We start from the raw sequence: 18,314 nt of genomic DNA, 5'->3' as shown, positions 1-18,314 counted from the left end.
GCGTTCACCATGATGAATCCCGATGAATTAATAGCTGATTACATCACCTGACCGTCCTTTGGCATCAAATACTTTAAATAAGTATTTTTTTCCGTTCTGGAAAGGTATCGGACCGTTCACCACTTTTGATTTCAATGTTGGCGTACTTCCATTATCGCTATAATAGACTTTGAAACCGGGATAATCGGTGTTGATAAGAAGTTGGCTGCCCTCTTTCTTGATCCCAATTTTTGGAAGTCGATAGGTATAGCCCCCATTTACCCTATCCAGTTTTCTCAATTCATCCTCACCTAATTTTTTGATAAAGGCGGTATACGATTTGCGATAAGTGGCCTCGTCAAAAGAATTTCCTTTTTCCCAAGTTTGTTCGGGCGCCCACGCGCGATCAGCAATCGCTATCAAACGTGGGAATATCATTTCCTCAAGACGTTGGTCAGTGGATACCTTTTCTGCCCATAAAGCACCTTTAATACCAAGGAGATTTTTCTTCCCTTCGGCTGTAAGCTGTTCTTTATTGGTGTAAGCCTCTGGTTTAAGATCTTTTCCAGTATCATCCTTCCGTAGATTGATGAAGAAATTTTCAGGAGAGAACGAATAGGTTCTATTCAGATTAACCGTGCCTACCCAGCTGTGTCCTGGATCTGCAAAGTCACGGTCCCAAGACATATCGAGGTAGTTGTTTGCCGCACTCGTGTAAACAACTTTATAACCAGCATTTGCCAATCGATAAGCGAGGTCTTCCTGTCCTTGGCCAGGGAGATTGTTCCATACATTCAAATGGATGCCGGATTTTCCCAGATCGGCATTTACAACCATGCCTTTTCCTTTATTGCGCATACCCATTTCTTCCCATCCCGACATCGTCAATCCTTTTTCTTGAACAAGGGTATTAATTTTGGCAATATACAGTGGCCATACATCGAGTACATTGGCGATATTATTCTCCTTCATAAAGGCCAACACCTTGGGCGATTTCTCCCAAACACCACTTGGCGTTTCGTCGCCGCCCAGATCGATAATTTTCAACGGAACTCCAGCTTGATCATGTATTGCTTTGATTTCATCGATCACCTTGCTCAGGAAGTGATAGGTAGAAGGTAGGGCAGGGTTCATGACATTGTCATTCCAGTTTTGTGCAGAGTTGTAAACGGACTTGTCCTCTGCATCGTCCAGCAAGAACTCCTCTGCCTTCTGTTTATCGCCAAGTTTTGAATAATGGGCAAAACGCGCCCGCATTGCTTTAATCGCTGCACGCGCATGACCAGGAGTTTCTACTTCGGGTATGACATCGATATGTCTTGCCTGTGCATATTTTAAAATTTCAATATAGTCAGCAACACTGTAGAATTGATGCGATTTGGTGGTCGCTCCAGAACCATAAGCAGACTGTATCGCTTTTCCATCCTCAAAATTAGCCGAACGATTGGCTCCGATAGCCGTTAATTCAGGTAGCGAAGGAATTTCCAATCGCCAACCTTCGTCGTCAATGAAGTGGAAATGGAATTTGTTCAACTTGTAAGAAGCCATGAGATCCAATATTCTTAAAACCTCGGCTTTGCTATGGAAATTACGGGCAGCATCCAGCATAAATCCACGGTAGCCATAACGTGGACTATCTTCAATGTTACCGTATGGTAAAGCGATTGATTTTGTGGCTTTATTCCATTGATTGTGATTGATCAACGATTTTAAAGATTGTATGGCATAAAATGCACCGGCTTTATCGGAAGCTTCTATTCGTATACCTTTTGCACCAATCGTCAAGTGATAGGATTCCGGCTTTAAGTTATTTGCTTTGACAATCTCGATGCCACCCTGAGGGCTAGATGAAGCCGTTAGCTTAATACCTGAATATGCTGAAAAAAAGTTTGTCAGAAAGTCCGATTCGCTCGCAAAATCCTTATCGACAAAAAGTTTTGTACCTGTCGATAGATTGAATTTCTCGTTATTATTGATGCTGATATTACTTGGTAAAGGAATGACATGTTGTGCTGCTGTCCCCTCTACAAGCTTATTTTGGTCGTATTTATAAGCAAAGTAATCTGTTTTTTCAGCGTCCGACTGGGGAGCGATTTTAACAGCAGAATAATCCGAAATATTTGTTGCAAGCCCAGTTTTATTATTTTTTAGGTATAGACCAATTGGCCCATCCGTATAATTGACCAGTCCGGTTGTGATAAAATCGATGTGGACCGTATCTTGCGCATTTAATGAAAAGTTATTTTTCTTAAAGCTAACCTGAAAGAGATCTCCGTTTCGGTGGTCTATCGCAAAACGTTTGTCGATCTTATCGGGATCGATAGATCGGATAAAATTAAACCAAAGGCTCCAGTCGTTGAGTTGAACAGCACTTTTCCCCTTGTTTTTTAAAATTAGGGTAGAAACCGGATTTTTACGGATATTCTCTCCGTCTTTGACCTTCCAGGTGAGCTGCAGTTGATCTGCGATTGCACTCGATTTCTGAGCATAGGCTTCCTGGCTTAACAAAGCCAAGCCTAGTCCGGCATAGAGTAGCGGTTTTTTGATTTTTTTTAAATTAGTCATGTTGGTTACTTTTTCAATGACTTTAAATATAGCTATTTTAGAGGGTTTTATGATCTATTTCAAAAAAAATGAATAAAAAAAAGATAAAAATTTTGACAGATTTATAAATATTTCTATATTTGCACACCGAAACAGAAAACGGCCCGTTCGTCTAGGGGTTAGGACGCAAGATTTTCATTCTTGAAACAGGGGTTCGATTCCCCTACGGGCTACAGATCTAAAAGTCAAAACGTACAAAAGCCTGCAAATTAAACATTTGCAGGCTTTTTTGTTTTTCAGTATCTACAAAACCTATAATAAATCCAAAGAAAAAAGTGAGTCATTCAGTGAGTCATTTTCGCTCATTTACTCACTCACTGAAATGACAATAACATTCTTATAATCAAGATGTTTAAAAATCAAACATCTTGATCTGTTTTAGTTGCAAGGCTAATTTTGCATCGCTGAAATTTGTTTTTCAGTGGTGATGCAGAGCTCGCCGCAAAGGCGGCTCGGTTTGTTTCACTTAAATGATGTTGTCATGAGTACAAATTATTCCTTGCTTTTCTATCTGAAGAAACCAAAAAATTATGTTAGCGGCCCCAAGTCGATCTACATGCGGATTACCGTAGATGGTATCCCAAAAGAAGTTTCCACTGGACGAGAATGCTATCCGTCCAAATGGAATTCTAAAGCCAACCGTGTGAAAGGCACAACAGAAGCTGTCAAGACCCTGAACAGCTATCTTGATACCCTCGTAACTAAAATAAGTACGATCCATACCGCTATGACGGCTGCCGCAGAGGAAATCACAGCGGAATCGATCAAACTTAAGTATCAGGGAAAGGATACTAAATGTAAAAATTTCTTAGATGTCTTCAGGGAGCATAATATGCAGATGGAAGCATTGCTCGGCAATGGATTCAAGCCCAATACACTCAAAGGATATAAAACCTCTTTATTGCATGTTTGTGAATACCTTGAGAAAGAATTTAGACTAGCAGATATCGACACAAGAAAGATTGACCATGCTTTTGTCACAGGCTACGAATTCTTTCTTCGTGCCACGATAGGCTGTTCAGCCGTGTCGGCAGCAAAATACATGAAGCACCTTCGCAAGATCATCAAGGTATGTATCGCGCACAGATGGATAACGGACGATCCATTTGCCTTTTATAAGATCAAGGTCAAAGCTAAAGAGAAGGAATTTCTGACAGATGCGGAACTTCGGAGGATAGAAGAAAAGAACTTCAAAATACCAAGACTTGCACATGTCCGCGATATCTTTGTCTTTTGTTGTTACACTGGACTTTCCTATGCAGATGTAAAGAAACTAAAATGGATTGATATTTCTGAAGGAGTGGACGGAAAACTCTGGATCTTCACCAGCAGAGAAAAAACCGAAACGTCGTCAAATATTCCACTACTTCCCAAAGCTCTTGAAATCATTGAAAGGTATCGTGATTATCCGCCGTGCATAGCCAAGGATATGGTTCTTCCAGTTCTCAGCAATCAGAAAATGAACAGCTATCTTAAAGAAATAGCGGATGTGTGTGAGATAACAAAAGAACTCACTTTTCACAAATCACGTCATACGTTCGCCACTTCTGTTACATTGGCAAATAGTGTACCTATCGAAACTGTTTCCAAGATGCTTGGACATACGGACATTAAGACTACGCAGCATTATGCGAAGTTATTGGACAATAGGGTCGCAATAGACATGGAAAAACTGGAAAGAACGATCGAGAATAAAACTGCGCCAACAGGTCATGCTAAAATCGCAGCGCTATGGGCCACCTAAGGTGCTTACTCTAATAAAGGCAAATCATAGTCGAAGAAATATTGCTTAATTCAGGAAGAAAGCGATGTTTTCATACATCGCTTTCATATTACATATTTGTAGTAAGAATTTAGAAATTTAGATATAATAGTTTATTTATCGCCAATTGCTCAATGAACCGACATGCCTGTACCTAGTACCGGATAAGCCTGATCAATCCTACAGGAGGTATTATCACTACCAGCCAGAAAATTGACGGGCCCTATCCGAGTGGATTACTATACGGAAGCTATCCATGCTGTTCAGCTGAGCGATGTTCTAGACCCATCTGATATGCCAGCAACAGTTAAAGAATCTTAACAAGGAACATAATAAACAAACTTTCGAATAGGGTACTAGGAAGATAAGCTATTGGGCAATATTGCTTTTATGCTATTAGGCTTGCCCTCCTGCTATCGAATCACGCTGTTTGGAACTGAGATTCGTTCTGAGTACAAAAAAATGAAGTGTTTTAATACGCGCAAGTTGTGTTTTCGGCGACCCCGAAAACCATCTTGCCTTTACTCTGCAATGCCTCAATTGGGGCATTGCAGGGTAAAGGGAGAACAACCTTCGCAACTCGGTCTTTCTTTCCAAATCTGGGGATAGCGCAAAATAGGATTTGCAAAATGCTAAAATGTGGTATTTTGTATCACCTATTCAACTAATTTTCTCAAGACTTATTTGAGAAATTAACGTCTGAGACTACTACCCCTGTCCTGTCCATCGTCATCCTGTTCCCATGGCTTTCGGTCTGGGGTAGCAATTCGAAGAATATACCCGTCGTCTTCTTTGAAAGCGTTACTCGCTTCAAGCACATGGTGCATAGCGGAGAGATCTTCTCCCTTAATCGTTTCGCTGAACAACTGTGCTCTTTGCAACATTCGGATAAAGGTATCAGGTTCCTGCCTGCGTGTCAATTGTCTGAGTGCGCCAAGGTAATCGTCCCGGAAAACGGTTGGTATAATGATCTTGGTCTGTCCCTGGCTGGTCAGCTCAGCATTCATCATCACTCTCGCCAATCTCCCATTTCCATCCAAAAAGGGATGTACCTCGCTGATCATAAACATCATGAATGCAGCTTTGGCAAAAGGGTGCCTTAATGCTCTGTAGAAATCAAACCCCTGTACCAATGTACCTCCAACAAGCTCATGGTCGACAAATTCAGTATCACCAGCCCGGTTGTTGCGGTCCTTGAACTCGCCCGGATTTTTGTCAGGTCTGGCAGTTAGCATGGTCTTATGCCGATAGCGAAGGATATGAATGAGCTCATCAGAATTCTTGGGGACAACCTGCATTTCCTCACGATTACTGACCATTTGGTAAGTTCCCAGTATATCGTGAGAATCTTCTCCCCTTGCGGGCAAGGGTTTTCCGCTATCAATGATCTTCAGAGCCTCTTCTACCTCAAAACGGGTACCCTCGATAAAGTTAGAGAAGTAGGCTTCGTAGAAGGCAAAATTGCGGAAGGCCCTGGTTGTTTGGTTTGCGTCATATATATCCGCAAACTCACGCTGCTGCAATTCCACAAAGAGCTTTTCGAAGAGGTCCAACCGTGCCGGATCATACGGATGCCCAAATGCCCGGGCAATGGCCACCGGGGATTTCAGGATACCCGAGGGCTTAGTCGACAGCATTGCGCCGACCATCCGGTTCAGCTTATCGAACTCCCTATCCATACCCAGCCTGGTACTGATTTCACTTGCACGGTCCCGCAATTCATTTAGTCCCTGTTCGCCTTTAACCCGTACGATCTGATCCAATTTTTCTTCTATCTGAGGAATTGTCCATGTTTTGGACTCCCCTCCAACTTTACGGGATTCCTGAAGATTCTCCAATAATGCACGGTCCTGTCCTGAGACATAGAGTCCATCGGAAAAAAGTAAATCTCCTGGGAGTGGCCCTTGTCCCTGCATTAAGTTCAACGTAAGGCCCGGGAGTTTGACCTTTCTATCATAGGAATAAGTTAGAAAGATATCACCAGTATCAGTAGGTTTAAATTCAAGGGCGGAGCGGTGACTGAGCAAAACACCTGGATATAGATGCCCGATGATCTTGAACCTATTCCGAAGCACGATAGCCTCCGGAGCTTCCTCCAAATTTGGGGTATATATCTTCGGTGCAATCTTCTTCAGTTTTCCTTCTTTGACAAGCTTGCCAATGGCTCTGCTTATGTTGGAATCGCTGGAAGAAAACAGTATCTCCTGTAGGTGTAATGGGATATCCTTGTCCATGATCTTTACAAACTTTTGAGATTAATTATAGTAATCAACATGTCAGCACAAATTTTTCAAACTAACAAAGTGTATTTATGCGAATTTTTCAAACTAATTTAAGTAAAAATACAGATTTTTCAGATTTGTATTGGAAAGCTATAATTACTTTTTTCAAAAATTTCCTACTAAACTCTTCAAAAAAGCTTTGGTCTACAAATTTTTCCGGATAAACCCGTCTGTTTTTACAAATTATTTTAATTATGGAGCGGTTAGCTCTCCTATCAAGGGGTACATAGGAACTCAGGGAGACCGGATTCCTGCTTTTGGAGAAAGGAAAGTATACGCCACTGTAAAGTTCATTTTTCAGCACCCCGTCATTCAGATCGGCAGTATCCTTTTTGATTCTATTGAAATAATTAAACATCTTTATCAGGAATAGAAGTTTTGTCCTGCCGAGTTTAGGGGAAAGATGTTCAAGTCTGCGATTCACTTCCATAGAGAAGCGGACGCGTCTTGTGTTTTCATTAGATCTAGCCATTGCTGTCAGAATTATTGTTAGCGATAAACCTAAATCTGCTGGCCCTGGTAGGGTGCCAGGAGGGGATGTACTCCAGATAGCCATATAAGACGAGTTCGGTGCGTCGGATTATGATGCTGCCCAAAAGCTGGTAGAAGATGTATTGGCAGAGTTTGGGACGATTGATATTCTGGTAAACAATGCCGGGATTCCAGAGATAATCTGATGTTAAGAATGTCCAAAGACGATTGGGATACGATTATCAAAGTTAATTTGGATTCTGTTTTTAACCTGACCAAAGCGGTTATCAAGCCAATGATGAAGGCCAAATCGGGCTCAATTATCAATATGACTTCTGTAGTAGGCGTTAAAGGGAATGCCGGGCAGGCCAATTATGCGGCTTCTAAAGCTGGTGTTATTGGTTTTTCTAAGTCGATTGCATTAGAATTAGGATCCAGAAATATCCGTTGCAATGCCGTGGCACCAGGTTTTATAGAAACCGAAATGACGGCCGCCCTTGATGAGAAAACCGTACAGGGATGGAGAGATGGTATCCCGTTGAAACGGGGTGGACAGCCGAAAGACGTGGCTAATGCCTGCGTTTTCTTAGCAAGTAATATGTCTTCCTACATCACCGGCCAGGTTCTGAATGTTGACGGCGGAATGCTGACATAATAGAATTTAATATTCAATAAAAAAGACTTTTGATTTCAAAGGTCTTTTTTATTGTCTTAATGCCAGGTAAATTATTTTTACTCAATATAAATAACCTCTCGTATAGGCTTTTTTCATCCTAAGCCTAATCAGGAAAAGAAGAAAAAGTGCTAATTTAGAGTTTCTATAAAATTTTGTAATGAAAGTAGCACTATTTATCCCCTGTTATATAGATCTGATTTACCCCAAAGTCGGTATTGCCACACTTGAGCTTTTGGAGCGATTGGGCGTAGAGGTCACAGTACCTTTGCAGCAGACTTGTTGTGGACAGCCTATGGCCAATGAGGGCGATCAGAAACATTCTATAAGGACAGAAACTCAGTTTTGTGAAAATTTTAAGGATTTGAATTTTGATTATATCGTTGGGCCGGCAGGGAGTTGTGTCAAGCACGTCAAGCTCCATATGGATGCAATTCCTCAAACCGAAACTGTTACAGAAATCCGTCACAAAACCATAGAATTAGTAGAGTTTTTACACGATGTTCTCAAGATAGAAGAATTCCCTTGGGCAGATTTCCAGCATACGGTGGCTATCCATAATTCCTGCAGTTCTATCCGCGGCTTACACATTGCATCCCGTTTTGAGTGGCAGGAACCTTACTTTAATAAAACCGAAGATCTGTTAAAGAAGGTGTCAGGAGTTAAAGTAGAAACGATTGACAGGCCACAAGAATGCTGTGGCTTTGGTGGGACGTTTTGTGTAACCGATGAAGCGGTGAGTGCCAAGATGGGGCAGGACAAAGTTGCTGATTATACAAGACATCAGGTCGAGTATGTAGTTTCGCCGGATATGTCTTGCCTGATGCATCAGGAAGGCATTGCCAAAAGAGAAAAGTCAGAACTCAAATTTGTACATATTGCTCAGGTTTTGAATAACGGACCATTCTAAAAATCACAAACAATGGGAAAAGTAAACGTAGAAGATAATGCGAGAAAATTCATCAAACAGGATGATATTCACGAGGCGCAACACGATAAAAATCTTTATAATACTATCATTAAACGTAGTAAAGTATCCTCTGAGATTCCGGAATGGGAAGAGCTTAGGAATCTGGCTTCGCAAATCAAGGAACATGCGCTGACGCATTTGGATCACTACATTGAACAGTTTGCAACAAAAGCAGAGGAAAACGGTATCACAGTTCATTTTGCAAAAGATGCCGATGAACATAATGCTATTGTTTTTGATATTTTGAATTCTCACGGCGCAAAGCGCATCATCAAAAGCAAATCGATGTTGCAGGAAGAATGCGGGATGACACCTTTTCTTGAAGAAAGAGGAATTGATGTCCTGGAGACCGATCTGGGTGAGCGAATCCAGCAACTATCAGACGAGCGCCCAAGTCATATTGTAATGCCTGCCATCCAAAAAACGACAGAAGATATTGCCAAACTATTTGCAGATAAAATTGGTACGGATCCCAACGATGATGATCCGCATTCTCTCGCAGAAGCAATGAGGAACAATGCCCGGCCCAAATTTTTGGTGGCAGATGCCGGGATGACAGGCGCCAATTTTGCCGTTGCCGAAACCGGTACTTTTGTAGTCTGTACTAATGAAGGTAATGCCGATCTTACTGCAAGCATTCCACCGCTTCATATTGCCAGTATTGGTATAGAAAAGATCCTGCCGAAGGTAGAAGATCTGGGTGTTTTTATCAGACTACTTTCCCGCAGTGCTTTAGGGACGCCGGCAACGCAGTATACTTCTCATTTTTCAGGCCCAAGAGAAGGATCTGAGATGCACATTGTACTCACAGATAATGGTAGGAGCAAACGATTGTCTATGGACAAATTCTGGCATTCTCTCAAATGTATCCGTTGTGGTGCCTGTATGAATACCTGCCCTGTGTACAGAAGGAGTGGCGGATTGTCTTATGGTGCTACTTATTCCGGCCCGATTGGGATTATTCTGGATCCTACTTTTGATGAAGACACCTATTCAGAATTACCTTTCCATTCATCGCTTTGCGGCTCCTGTACAGAGATCTGCCCCGTTCATATTAATATTTCGGACCAGATTATCGAGTGGCGAAAAGTGGTGATGGAGAAAAAGAAAACACCTTTTGGCAGAAGGCTGGCATTTGCTGCTGCTGACCGAATGCTGGGCAGTGCAACTGCTTTTAAAATGATGGAAAAGACCACTTACAATATGCTGAATATTCTCCCAAAATCTCTATTGGAAAACAGCACGTTGGATCCTTGGGTAGAAGACCGTGAATTGCCTGACGTGAAAAAAGAAACCTTCAGAGACTGGTACAAAAAAAACCGAAAAAACAATGACTAAAGAAGAATTACTGAGTTCGGTAAGAACCAATCTTGCTAACCGCGAAAAAGTGGATTATCCCGCCATCCCGGATTATAAAAAGCCAGGGACAGATCTTAAAGCTGTTTTTGAAATTAACGCCAAAATTGCTGCCGTCGATTTTTATGATGTCGCATCGGTAGAAGAAGCGCAGGAAATTATGCGAAAAAAGCTTCCTGATGCTAAGGTCACTTGCTCTGCAACGCCTGAATGGAGAGGGAATAAAGATATACACGTGCAAAAGCCCGCGGATCTTAATGATGTGGATTTGGGTATTTTCCGTGCAGAGTTTGGTGTGGCGGAGATGGGAATGGTCTGGGTCACCGAAAAATCTCTGGTTACCAATTCATTAGGTTATTTATCTCAACACCTCGCTGTTTTGCTGGATCCTGAAGATTTGACCGAGAATATGCATACCGCCTACAAAAGAGTAGATTTTCCACACTCACATTATGGCTGTTTTGTGATGGGGCCATCTGCAACAGCGGACATCAGCGCCGTTTTGGTACACGGTGCACAGGGCGCACGGACATTGACTTTGTTCTTTCTGAAAAAACCTGTGCTCTAAAATGACAATTAACGGAAAGCTTTACAGCAACATCCTTTTGGTTTTTGCTCTGGAATCAGAAGCCGGAAAAGAATTTGAGAGTTTTAATAAATTGTTTGTTGGTGTAGGAAAAATTAAAGCGACTTATCATCTTGTAAAAGCCATTCAAAAATCTAAGCCAGATCTCATAATCAATTTGGGAACAGCAGGAAGTACAGTTTTTGACAGAGGAACTATTGTTAACTGCAACCGTTTTATCCAGCGGGATATGGATGTAAGAGCATTGGGTTTTAAGAAATTTGAGACGCCATTTTCTGATGAACCAATTCTTTTGGAATATGGAATTAAAACAAGCCATCTCCCGAACGGGATCTGCGGTTCCGGCGACCAATTCAAAATGGAGCATATCAATCCTGAATATAATGTCATCGATATGGAAGCTTTTGCGTTGGCGAAAGTCGCTGAGCAGGAAAAAATCGATTTTCTATGTTTGAAATATATTTCTGATGGAGCAGACGGAAATGCTGCTGATGATTGGACACAAGAAGTCAAAAAAGCTTCAATCGCATTAAAAAGAGAACTAGATAGTCGTTCCTTAACAAAACCCACTATTTAATTTATATTTAAAAACAGGATTAGAAAACAGCATAATTTGTATCTTATAAAATAAGAAAATAATTTTCTGTTTCAGTAGTTCCATCATTTTCTTCATGTTCCAAGCGGTTTCAACTAGTAATGCATTGATTTGTGGTCCCGTTTCTCCCAGGAAGTAATTTTTTGCCAGCCTAAAATCGGTTTTTAAATGTCCGATGATAGGTTCTATTGCCGCTCTGGTTCTAAATTTTTTGCGCTTTGTCTGCTTTTGATAAGCAGTGTCTTTTTTTTCTTGGAGTGCTTGGGATGGAGATTTTCACGCCTTTTATTTCTGATTTTCCTCTGCCACCTCTATCGTAAAGGAGTTCTTTTGGGAGCTTTTGACCACCGGTTTCCATCTGTTCCAAAAGTGGTTCTTTGGTGTGACCATCGTAAGGAGTTTGCAAAAATGCTTTAATCCCGAGAATGATTTTCTTGCCTTTGTTGGCGGTGGTTATCAAACCTACCTTATTCCCAAATTCATACTGGCTATGCGCTTTTCCTTTGGCAATACATCGGGTAAAAGGCTTGTGAATGCTGTAAATTTTATCGGCATCGTTTCTTTTTTGTGTGACAACCTTGGTGTACAATGTCATTAAATCTTTATAAAATTCTTGCTGTTCTGCATTAAAATTCCGTTGCAATTCACGAATCAGTCTCATGGCGATGGTTTTGAGCTGTCTTTGAGATTTCCTTGCCGCTTTTGCCCGCTTGGGATGTTTTCCGTTGTAGGTGTTGCGCACCATTTGTTTGCTGACTTTTGTGTAGCGTTGTCTTTGTTTTATGCCTTCATTTCCGGCTATTTTGTTGCAATAATCAATCACTTTTTTGCACAATTTTGCATCGGTAGGAAAAGAGGTATTATTCTCCTGAACGGTAGTATCGGACAAAACAAAATTTGAGGTGTTCGTCTTGGCATCGTGCATTCTTACGCTGTAGGCAAAGATTTTTTCGATACCTTTTTCGCCAATTCTTTTTCGGAAATGAACAAAATTACTCGGGTCACAAGGAAATTCGTGTTCAAAGAAAACCCTGCCACAAAAATGCTGCATATAAGGATTCATGATCCAGGCTTTTTCCAACGTCTCATCGCCCAAATTATACAAATGTTTCAGTAGCAAACAACCCACCATAAACCGAATCGGATGGCTCGGATTGCCCACTTTGGAATACAAGGACGAAAATTCTTTCTCAAAATAATTCAAATCTATTTTTTCTGAAAGTAGAACAAGTTCATGCTCGTGGTCAATAAAATCCACCAACATTGGGCGGAATAATTCTGGCTTCTTTTCTGGATTTTTCCCCAACATATTTGCAAGCTTTTAAAGCTCTAAGATACAAATTCTTGCAATAAAAAACAAGCTATTTTAAACCCAAAATACTAATAATCAGTAAGTTATGGGTGGTTTAAGGAGAGACTATATAAGGAACTTGTTGCCATGGGAATATGATGACGCGTTAACAACATTATGTACAGATTGTCATATTAAAGTTCATGAAACAGAAGGGGTTCCAATTTATTTTGACAAATGATTATCAGAGAAAATATTAACTGAAACTTGTGAAAGATGTGGCGGAACAGGGTTTCTTCCTGAATATAATTACTATCAAGGAGGTATTTGTTTTGCTTGTCAAGGTACTGGAATGAGGATACCTTGGAGTGATTAAAGAGACTGCGTACAACATGGGTTTTGCAAAAGCGGGGTGAATGTCCCTTGCGTTGACGATTTTCGCAATTTCAGCCGCAAAAACCATTTCGTTTTTTATTTTTTTGTAAGTTTGAAAAAACGAAAATGGATTTTGCTCGGTTCAGTTTTTAGTTGAACTTTTAGTTTGTAAAAGCCCCGCCTTCGCAAAGCCCTTTTCCGTTGATATTTCATTCTTACATCACAGAAATTTTGTATCTTAGCATCATAGCAATTGCAGCTAAAACGTATGTCAAACCAGTGAGGGATTCAGTGAGTTGGGAAAACGAAAGTTTGTAAAACACTGATAAAGAGATTATTGCCCGAAGAGTGTTATTCCCCTACGGGCTACAGATCGAAAGATTAAAAACTTAAAAAAGCTTGCAATTCATATTGCAAGCTTTTTTTATCTTTGAGTATCTACAAAACCAATACGAACTTCCAGAAAAAAAATGACAACATTTCCTGTTATAGCTTCTACTCTTTCTGCCAAACAATTAGGCGATTTTGTGATAAATAGATATGGCCTAGACGACAAATACCAATGTTCCTTATTCAGAACAGGAATGAACCATACGTATTTTCTTTCCAACAGCGAAACGAAATACGTTTTGCGCATTTATAGTCATAATTGGCGGTCAAAATCCGAAATTATTGAAGAACTTGAACTTTTGAAATCATTGAAGAAGAATAATTTAAGCGTTTCTTTTCCAATTGAAGATAAAGACGGAGGGTTCATTCAAGAAATAAATGCGCCTGAAGGAATCAGATACGTTGTACTTTTTTCCTTTGCTCAAGGGGAGAAAATTCGATTTATGGACATCGAAACGTGCTTTCGGATAGGTTCTCTAATGGCAAATATCCATAACCATACCGAAAACAAGAACATTAACCGTGTGTCTTACAATAAGAAGTCGCTTATAGAATTACCTTATGCGTATTTACAACAATTCTTCTCAGACAAGTTGCCAAAAATGGAATTCATCAAGGAGTTTGGCAGAAATTTTCAAAATTCAGATTTTGATCATACGAAAACCGGAATTATACATATGGATATCTGGTATGATAATATGGCTGTTACAGACGAGCATGAGATTACCATTTTTGACTTTGACTTTTGTGGAAATGGATGGCAAATTTTAGACGTTGGATATTTCTGCAAACAGCTGTTTTTCATAGAATCAGATAAAGAGCAGTATGAATTAAAAATCCAAAGTTTCCTGCGTGGATACCAAAGTAATAGACCTTTATCTGAAAAAGAGCTCAGGTTAATACCGAAAGCTGGCGCTGCTATTTTTATTTTTTATCTTGGCGTACAGGCGCAAAGATTTGATTGGTCCAATATATTTTTGACAGAAAACTATCTTAAAATGTTTGTCGGAAGAATTAAAGCTTGGATGGACTATTACGAAAAGAAAGAAGTCACTGTGGTTAAATAAGGCAAGATTAAGGAATATTAATTCGGTTTTACGTTGAGTGAGGTATTTTGTTTTGTTGGTAATTAAAATGTAACGTATTAATTTTACCTTTACTATTCCAAATAATATAATTTTATGAAGGCACATACGTACGAAACACAATCAACAATTACCCCACAAAAGGCATTGGACTTCCTGAAAGAAGGAAACCAGCGCTTTGTTAATAACCTGAAAGCTAACCGCGATCTTCTCGAACAGGTGAATGCTACACGTGAAGGGCAGTGGCCATTCGCCGTGGTGCTAAGCTGCATCGATAGCCGTACTTCAGCTGAACTTATATTTGATCAGGGACTGGGTGATATCTTCAGTATCCGGATTGCCGGAAATTTTGTCAATCAGGATATTTTGGGATCGATGGAGTTTGGTTGCAATGTGGCCGGTTCTAAACTTGTTGTCGTTTTGGGGCATACCAAATGTGGGGCATTAAAAGGAGGATTGGATGCGGCGCAGATCGAGGGTATGGGAATGGATAACCTAAATCATTTGATTAATCATTTCGACCCGATCATCAATGAAGTGATCGAGCAGGGGGAAGAACGTTCTTCTAAAAATAGTGTACTGCTTGAAAAACTAAATCAACAGAATATTAAACATGCAATCCGTGACATTCGCAAACAGAGTTCAACGCTCCGGAAATTGGAAGAAGAGGGTAAAATTAAAATTGTCGGAGCGAACTATGACGTCGAAACTGGTAGCGTAAGTTGGCTATAAGCCGAAAGGTCGTGTATACTTTTTAAGAATAAAAAGCATGACGATCATTTGCTTGAATCCATGCGAATAGTTCTGTGTCATCTAACTGTTTCATGATTACCGCAATTTGTGTAACATCCCTAGTTTAATTAGGTTAAATTATAATTGTGGTGTTGAGTTAATATTAAAAACAGAAATATAGTAATGTTTTTTTATCAAACGATTGCACAAAATGCCAGATACTAAAAATCCTGATCTGCTTAAATTTTTGACAAGTAGATCAGGATTTGAAAAAATACTATTAGAACGGATCTTTATAAGCGGGCATCTACAAATTTTCGATCGAGTATGCCCTTGATATCAAAAACTACGGATGGGTTCTTTTTTAAATTATTGAGATCTAAATGTAAGAACTCTCGGTGTCCCACAGCCAGAATAACACTGTCATAATCTGCAGATTCGGGAAGATCCGATAATAGTTTTAAATTAAAATGTGATTTCACTTCATCTCTATTGACCCATGGATCATAAATGTCGACTTTTAGACCAAATTCTTGAAGATCCTGAATCATATCTATAACTTTACTATTTCTCATATCAGGACAGTTTTCTTTGAAGGTGATGCCCAATACTAACGCTTTTGCCCCTTCAAATTTGATGTTTTTCTGAATCATCAATTTCACCACTTTTGATGCGATGAAGGAGGCGATCTGATCATTTACTTCTCTTCCAGATAAAATAACATGTGGGTGATAACCTAGTTGAGTTGCTTTTTGAGCGAGGTAGTAGGGGTCTACAGAAATACAATGACCGCCCACTAGTCCTGGTTTAAAACGTAGAAAATTATATTTTGTGCCCGCAGCATCTAACACATCCTGTGTATCTATTCCTACACGGTCGAAGATTAGCGCGAGCTCATTCATAAAGGAAATATTTACATCGCGCTGCGCATTTTCGATCACCTTGGCAGCTTCGGCAACTTTGATTGAGGGCGCCAAATGTGTCCCGGCTTCAATAATATTCTTATAAAGTCCATCTACCACCAATCCTGCCTCAGGTGTACTTCCAGAAGTCACTTTCATGACCTTTTGAAGTGAATTTACTTTATCGCCTGGATTAATACGTTCTGGTGAATAACCAACAAAAAAATCTTGGTTAAATTTTAATCCCGAGCAACTTTCCAAAACAGGTATACACTCTTCTTCAGTACAACCAGGATAGACGGTAGATTCATAAATAACCAAATCGCCCGGATTTAATAATCCGCCAATCATTTTAGATGCCTCCAACAATGGTGACAAGTCTGGTGAATTATAGCGATCTATCGGAGTTGGTACAGTGACTATGTATACGTTTGCATCAGCAATGTCTGCGGTAGAATTACTCGCATCATATCCCTTACTTTGGTTTGATGTGATAAATAGCTCTCTTGCACGTTCCAGTTCTTTTTTATCAGCTTCCAGTGTACGGTCAACACCGCGCCTAAGTTCATCAATACGTGTTTCATTAATATCAAATCCAATCACGGGGAAATAATCGGAAAATGCTATTGCTAACGGCAATCCGACATATCCTTGACCAATGATGGCAATTTTTTTTACCTGAAAATCTCTCATATATAGCTGTAAATATACGTTCTTTGCTTTAAATTTAACCTCTTGTCAACCAACCTCTGCGTCCAGCTGTTGCTATGGCATAGGGTGTAATCCAGAATAAACTGAAGGCGTAGAATATACTGTAACTATATGCCCAGAAAGCTTCTTTGGCATCCGAGTTTTTGGAAGCAAAGAAATAGGCCTGGACGCTGGAAAATATTAAGATACCGACCAATGTTGAGCTTAAGAACATCAGTGGATAATGAAATACGGTCCATAACATCAGTAATATCATCGGATAAGACAATAACACTTTTTTCCATTGCATAAGCAATAAGATACGTGCTCCCCATTTAGGTCCCTGACGGAAATTCTTAAATGCAAATTGACTCATCGCAATGTTTTCACGCACGTTGCTTCGTTCCCAACGGATAAACATCTTGTACAGATTTTTGTAACGTACAGGTGTGTCGGTATAAACGTATGCGTTGGATTGAAATAGAACATGATACCCCTGTTTCAGGATCATATTGGTCATCGCGCGATCTTCACCGATATCAGACGGTTGTCCCATAAAAGTCTGGTTAATCCAATCTTCCAAACAGTTCATCACAGCCTCTTTACGATAGCCAGATAATGCTCCTGGTGTACACATTACCGTACCCAACATACTTTGTGCAGAACGCACAAACTCAAAACTGAATACGAAGCTCACATTCAACATACGCGGTATAATCGCTTTTTCAGTATTCAATACACGCACATTACCTGCAACTGCCCCACATTCCTTGTTTGTTACAAATGGACTCGCCATATTACGTATGGTATCCTTTTTAACAATAGAGTCACTATCAACCGTGATGAAAATCTCTCCCGTACCTAACTTAAATCCACGGTACAAGGCATGTCTCTTACCCATATTCTTGGGCTGCTGATAAATTTCAACACGATCGCCCAATTCCATTTTGGCACGTTGTATCCAAGCAAAGGTATTATCTTTACTACCGTCGTCGATTGCAATAATCTGCAATTTCTTCTCCGGATAATCGCTGCTAGCCAAACTATGTAAGGTATCATAAACTAATTGTCCTTCGTTATAAGCTGGAACGATAATCGTACAAGTCGGTAGCTCATCGTCCGATACAGCAGCGATGGGTTTATATTTACGATGCAGAACAATCAAAAAAATCAAAAAGCTGATAGCAACAACAGCTAGAAATATTCCCAACGCAATTAAAAATGTTCCGCCGATGCTGTCTAAACGTTGGAAACGTAATGCATCAAAATCTGGTTGAAGCATGTATACGCCAAAAACTGACGCAAATAGTATAAAAAAAGTGGCTCCAAAAATACCATATTCTTTTGGACCAAAGTTGCTTTCCTCGTTTTTGCTCACTGTATGATCAGATCGCTTTTCTCCTGCATTTACATCATATACCGCAGGCTTCCATTGTTTGGCCATCTGCTTGGATACGATCGAGTTGTCTTTCATGTAATTCATAACCGTTCTATTTTAGATATACATTCTTTCGTTCAGTGTTTAAAGAGATACCGCTGTCGGCTTCTTTTGTAATGAAAATATTACGATT

The 18,314-nt window shown here is 40.1% G+C and carries 13 protein-coding genes, 1 tRNA gene and 1 pseudogene; 9 read left to right on the top strand and 6 right to left on the bottom strand.

The window, feature by feature from the left end; genetic code table 11:
- Positions 1-27: 27 nt before the first annotated feature.
- Entirely contained in the window at positions 28-2,544 is a 2,517-nt protein-coding gene (locus B3H30_RS13290; protein ID WP_286834358.1) for a family 20 glycosylhydrolase, read from the bottom strand.
- A 140-nt stretch (positions 2,545-2,684) separates the two neighbouring features.
- Here B3H30_RS13290 and B3H30_RS13285 point away from each other — a divergent pair.
- Positions 2,685-2,756 (top strand) — tRNA-Glu (locus B3H30_RS13285).
- A 308-nt stretch (positions 2,757-3,064) separates the two neighbouring features.
- A complete protein-coding gene (locus B3H30_RS13280) occupies positions 3,065-4,327 on the top strand; it encodes a site-specific integrase (RefSeq protein WP_145328039.1) in 1,263 nt (420 codons plus the stop codon).
- A 710-nt stretch (positions 4,328-5,037) separates the two neighbouring features.
- Here the strand turns inward: B3H30_RS13280 and B3H30_RS13275 are convergent.
- Positions 5,038-6,579 carry a Fic family protein gene (locus B3H30_RS13275; protein ID WP_070565846.1) on the bottom strand — a complete coding sequence of 514 codons (1,542 nt, stop codon included), beginning with the start codon at positions 6,577-6,579 and terminating at the stop codon, positions 5,038-5,040.
- 88 nt (positions 6,580-6,667) lie between these two features.
- Positions 6,668-7,183, bottom strand: a complete 516-nt coding sequence (locus B3H30_RS13270; protein WP_070565847.1) for a hypothetical protein — start codon at positions 7,181-7,183, stop codon at positions 6,668-6,670.
- A 58-nt stretch (positions 7,184-7,241) separates the two neighbouring features.
- Here B3H30_RS13270 and fabG point away from each other — a divergent pair.
- From fabG to B3H30_RS13245, 5 genes and pseudogenes are all read left to right on the top strand, one after another.
- Positions 7,242-7,753: pseudogene (fabG, locus tag B3H30_RS13265) on the top strand (3-oxoacyl-ACP reductase FabG); the annotation flags it as partial.
- Positions 7,754-7,931: 178 nt separating this feature from the next.
- Entirely contained in the window at positions 7,932-8,681 is a 750-nt protein-coding gene (locus B3H30_RS13260) for a (Fe-S)-binding protein (protein WP_286834353.1), read from the top strand.
- Positions 8,682-8,693: 12 nt separating this feature from the next.
- On the top strand, positions 8,694-10,079 hold the full coding sequence (locus B3H30_RS13255; RefSeq protein ID WP_286709750.1) for a lactate utilization protein B: 1,386 nt from the start codon (positions 8,694-8,696) through the stop codon (positions 10,077-10,079).
- Positions 10,072-10,665, top strand: coding sequence for a LutC/YkgG family protein (locus B3H30_RS13250; RefSeq protein ID WP_225540447.1), 594 nt, complete (start codon positions 10,072-10,074; stop codon positions 10,663-10,665). Before B3H30_RS13255 ends, B3H30_RS13250 begins: the two co-directional genes overlap by 8 nt.
- Position 10,666: 1 nt before the next feature.
- Positions 10,667-11,260 (top strand): nucleosidase, encoded by a 594-nt coding sequence (locus B3H30_RS13245; protein ID WP_286834352.1) that lies wholly within the window; start codon positions 10,667-10,669, stop codon positions 11,258-11,260.
- Positions 11,261-11,480: 220 nt separating this feature from the next.
- On the opposite strand, the gene B3H30_RS13240 is transcribed toward B3H30_RS13245, so the two are convergent.
- Entirely contained in the window at positions 11,481-12,587 is a 1,107-nt protein-coding gene (locus B3H30_RS13240; RefSeq protein WP_286834351.1) for an IS5 family transposase, read from the bottom strand.
- Between the two features lie 827 nt (positions 12,588-13,414).
- Here B3H30_RS13240 and B3H30_RS13235 point away from each other — a divergent pair.
- Both B3H30_RS13235 and B3H30_RS13230 read left to right on the top strand, forming a co-directional pair.
- Positions 13,415-14,401: a phosphotransferase gene (locus tag B3H30_RS13235; RefSeq protein ID WP_159332615.1), complete on the top strand. Its 987-nt coding sequence runs from the start codon at positions 13,415-13,417 to the stop codon at positions 14,399-14,401.
- A 114-nt stretch (positions 14,402-14,515) separates the two neighbouring features.
- The gene (locus B3H30_RS13230; protein WP_070565856.1) at positions 14,516-15,151 is read left to right on the top strand and encodes a carbonic anhydrase family protein; all 636 of its coding nucleotides are present in this window, start codon (positions 14,516-14,518) and stop codon (positions 15,149-15,151) included.
- Between the two features lie 293 nt (positions 15,152-15,444).
- Here the strand turns inward: B3H30_RS13230 and B3H30_RS13225 are convergent, their stop codons facing one another.
- Together B3H30_RS13225 and B3H30_RS13220 are read right to left on the bottom strand one after the other, a co-directional pair.
- Entirely contained in the window at positions 15,445-16,746 is a 1,302-nt protein-coding gene (locus B3H30_RS13225) for a nucleotide sugar dehydrogenase (RefSeq protein ID WP_112375265.1), read from the bottom strand.
- A 34-nt stretch (positions 16,747-16,780) separates the two neighbouring features.
- Positions 16,781-18,226: a glycosyltransferase gene (locus tag B3H30_RS13220; RefSeq protein WP_286834350.1), complete on the bottom strand. Its 1,446-nt coding sequence runs from the start codon at positions 18,224-18,226 to the stop codon at positions 16,781-16,783.
- Positions 18,227-18,314: the final 88 nt, after the last annotated feature.

Source organism: Sphingobacterium sp. UBA7038, from assembly GCF_002494055.1.
Lineage (GTDB): Bacteria > Bacteroidota > Bacteroidia > Sphingobacteriales > Sphingobacteriaceae > Sphingobacterium > Sphingobacterium multivorum.
Note: the sequence above shows the minus strand (reverse complement) of the source record. Positions and strands in the feature narration are given on the sequence as shown.

Coding starts and splice junctions, on each gene's coding strand:
- B3H30_RS13245 (WP_286834352.1), top strand. CDS start 10,667: ATGACAATTAACGGAAAGCTTTACAGCAACATCCTTTTGGTTTTTGCT.
- B3H30_RS13230 (WP_070565856.1), top strand. CDS start 14,516: ATGAAGGCACATACGTACGAAACACAATCAACAATTACCCCACAAAAG.
- B3H30_RS13280 (WP_145328039.1), top strand. CDS start 3,065: ATGAGTACAAATTATTCCTTGCTTTTCTATCTGAAGAAACCAAAAAAT.
- B3H30_RS13290 (WP_286834358.1), bottom strand. CDS start 2,544: ATGACTAATTTAAAAAAAATCAAAAAACCGCTACTCTATGCCGGACTA.
- B3H30_RS13260 (WP_286834353.1), top strand. CDS start 7,932: ATGAAAGTAGCACTATTTATCCCCTGTTATATAGATCTGATTTACCCC.
- B3H30_RS13270 (WP_070565847.1), bottom strand. CDS start 7,183: ATGGCTATCTGGAGTACATCCCCTCCTGGCACCCTACCAGGGCCAGCA.
- B3H30_RS13225 (WP_112375265.1), bottom strand. CDS start 16,746: ATGAGAGATTTTCAGGTAAAAAAAATTGCCATCATTGGTCAAGGATAT.
- B3H30_RS13235 (WP_159332615.1), top strand. CDS start 13,415: ATGACAACATTTCCTGTTATAGCTTCTACTCTTTCTGCCAAACAATTA.
- B3H30_RS13255 (WP_286709750.1), top strand. CDS start 8,694: ATGGGAAAAGTAAACGTAGAAGATAATGCGAGAAAATTCATCAAACAG.
- B3H30_RS13240 (WP_286834351.1), bottom strand. CDS start 12,587: ATGTTGGGGAAAAATCCAGAAAAGAAGCCAGAATTATTCCGCCCAATG.
- B3H30_RS13250 (WP_225540447.1), top strand. CDS start 10,072: ATGACTAAAGAAGAATTACTGAGTTCGGTAAGAACCAATCTTGCTAAC.
- B3H30_RS13275 (WP_070565846.1), bottom strand. CDS start 6,579: ATGGACAAGGATATCCCATTACACCTACAGGAGATACTGTTTTCTTCC.
- B3H30_RS13220 (WP_286834350.1), bottom strand. CDS start 18,226: ATGAATTACATGAAAGACAACTCGATCGTATCCAAGCAGATGGCCAAA.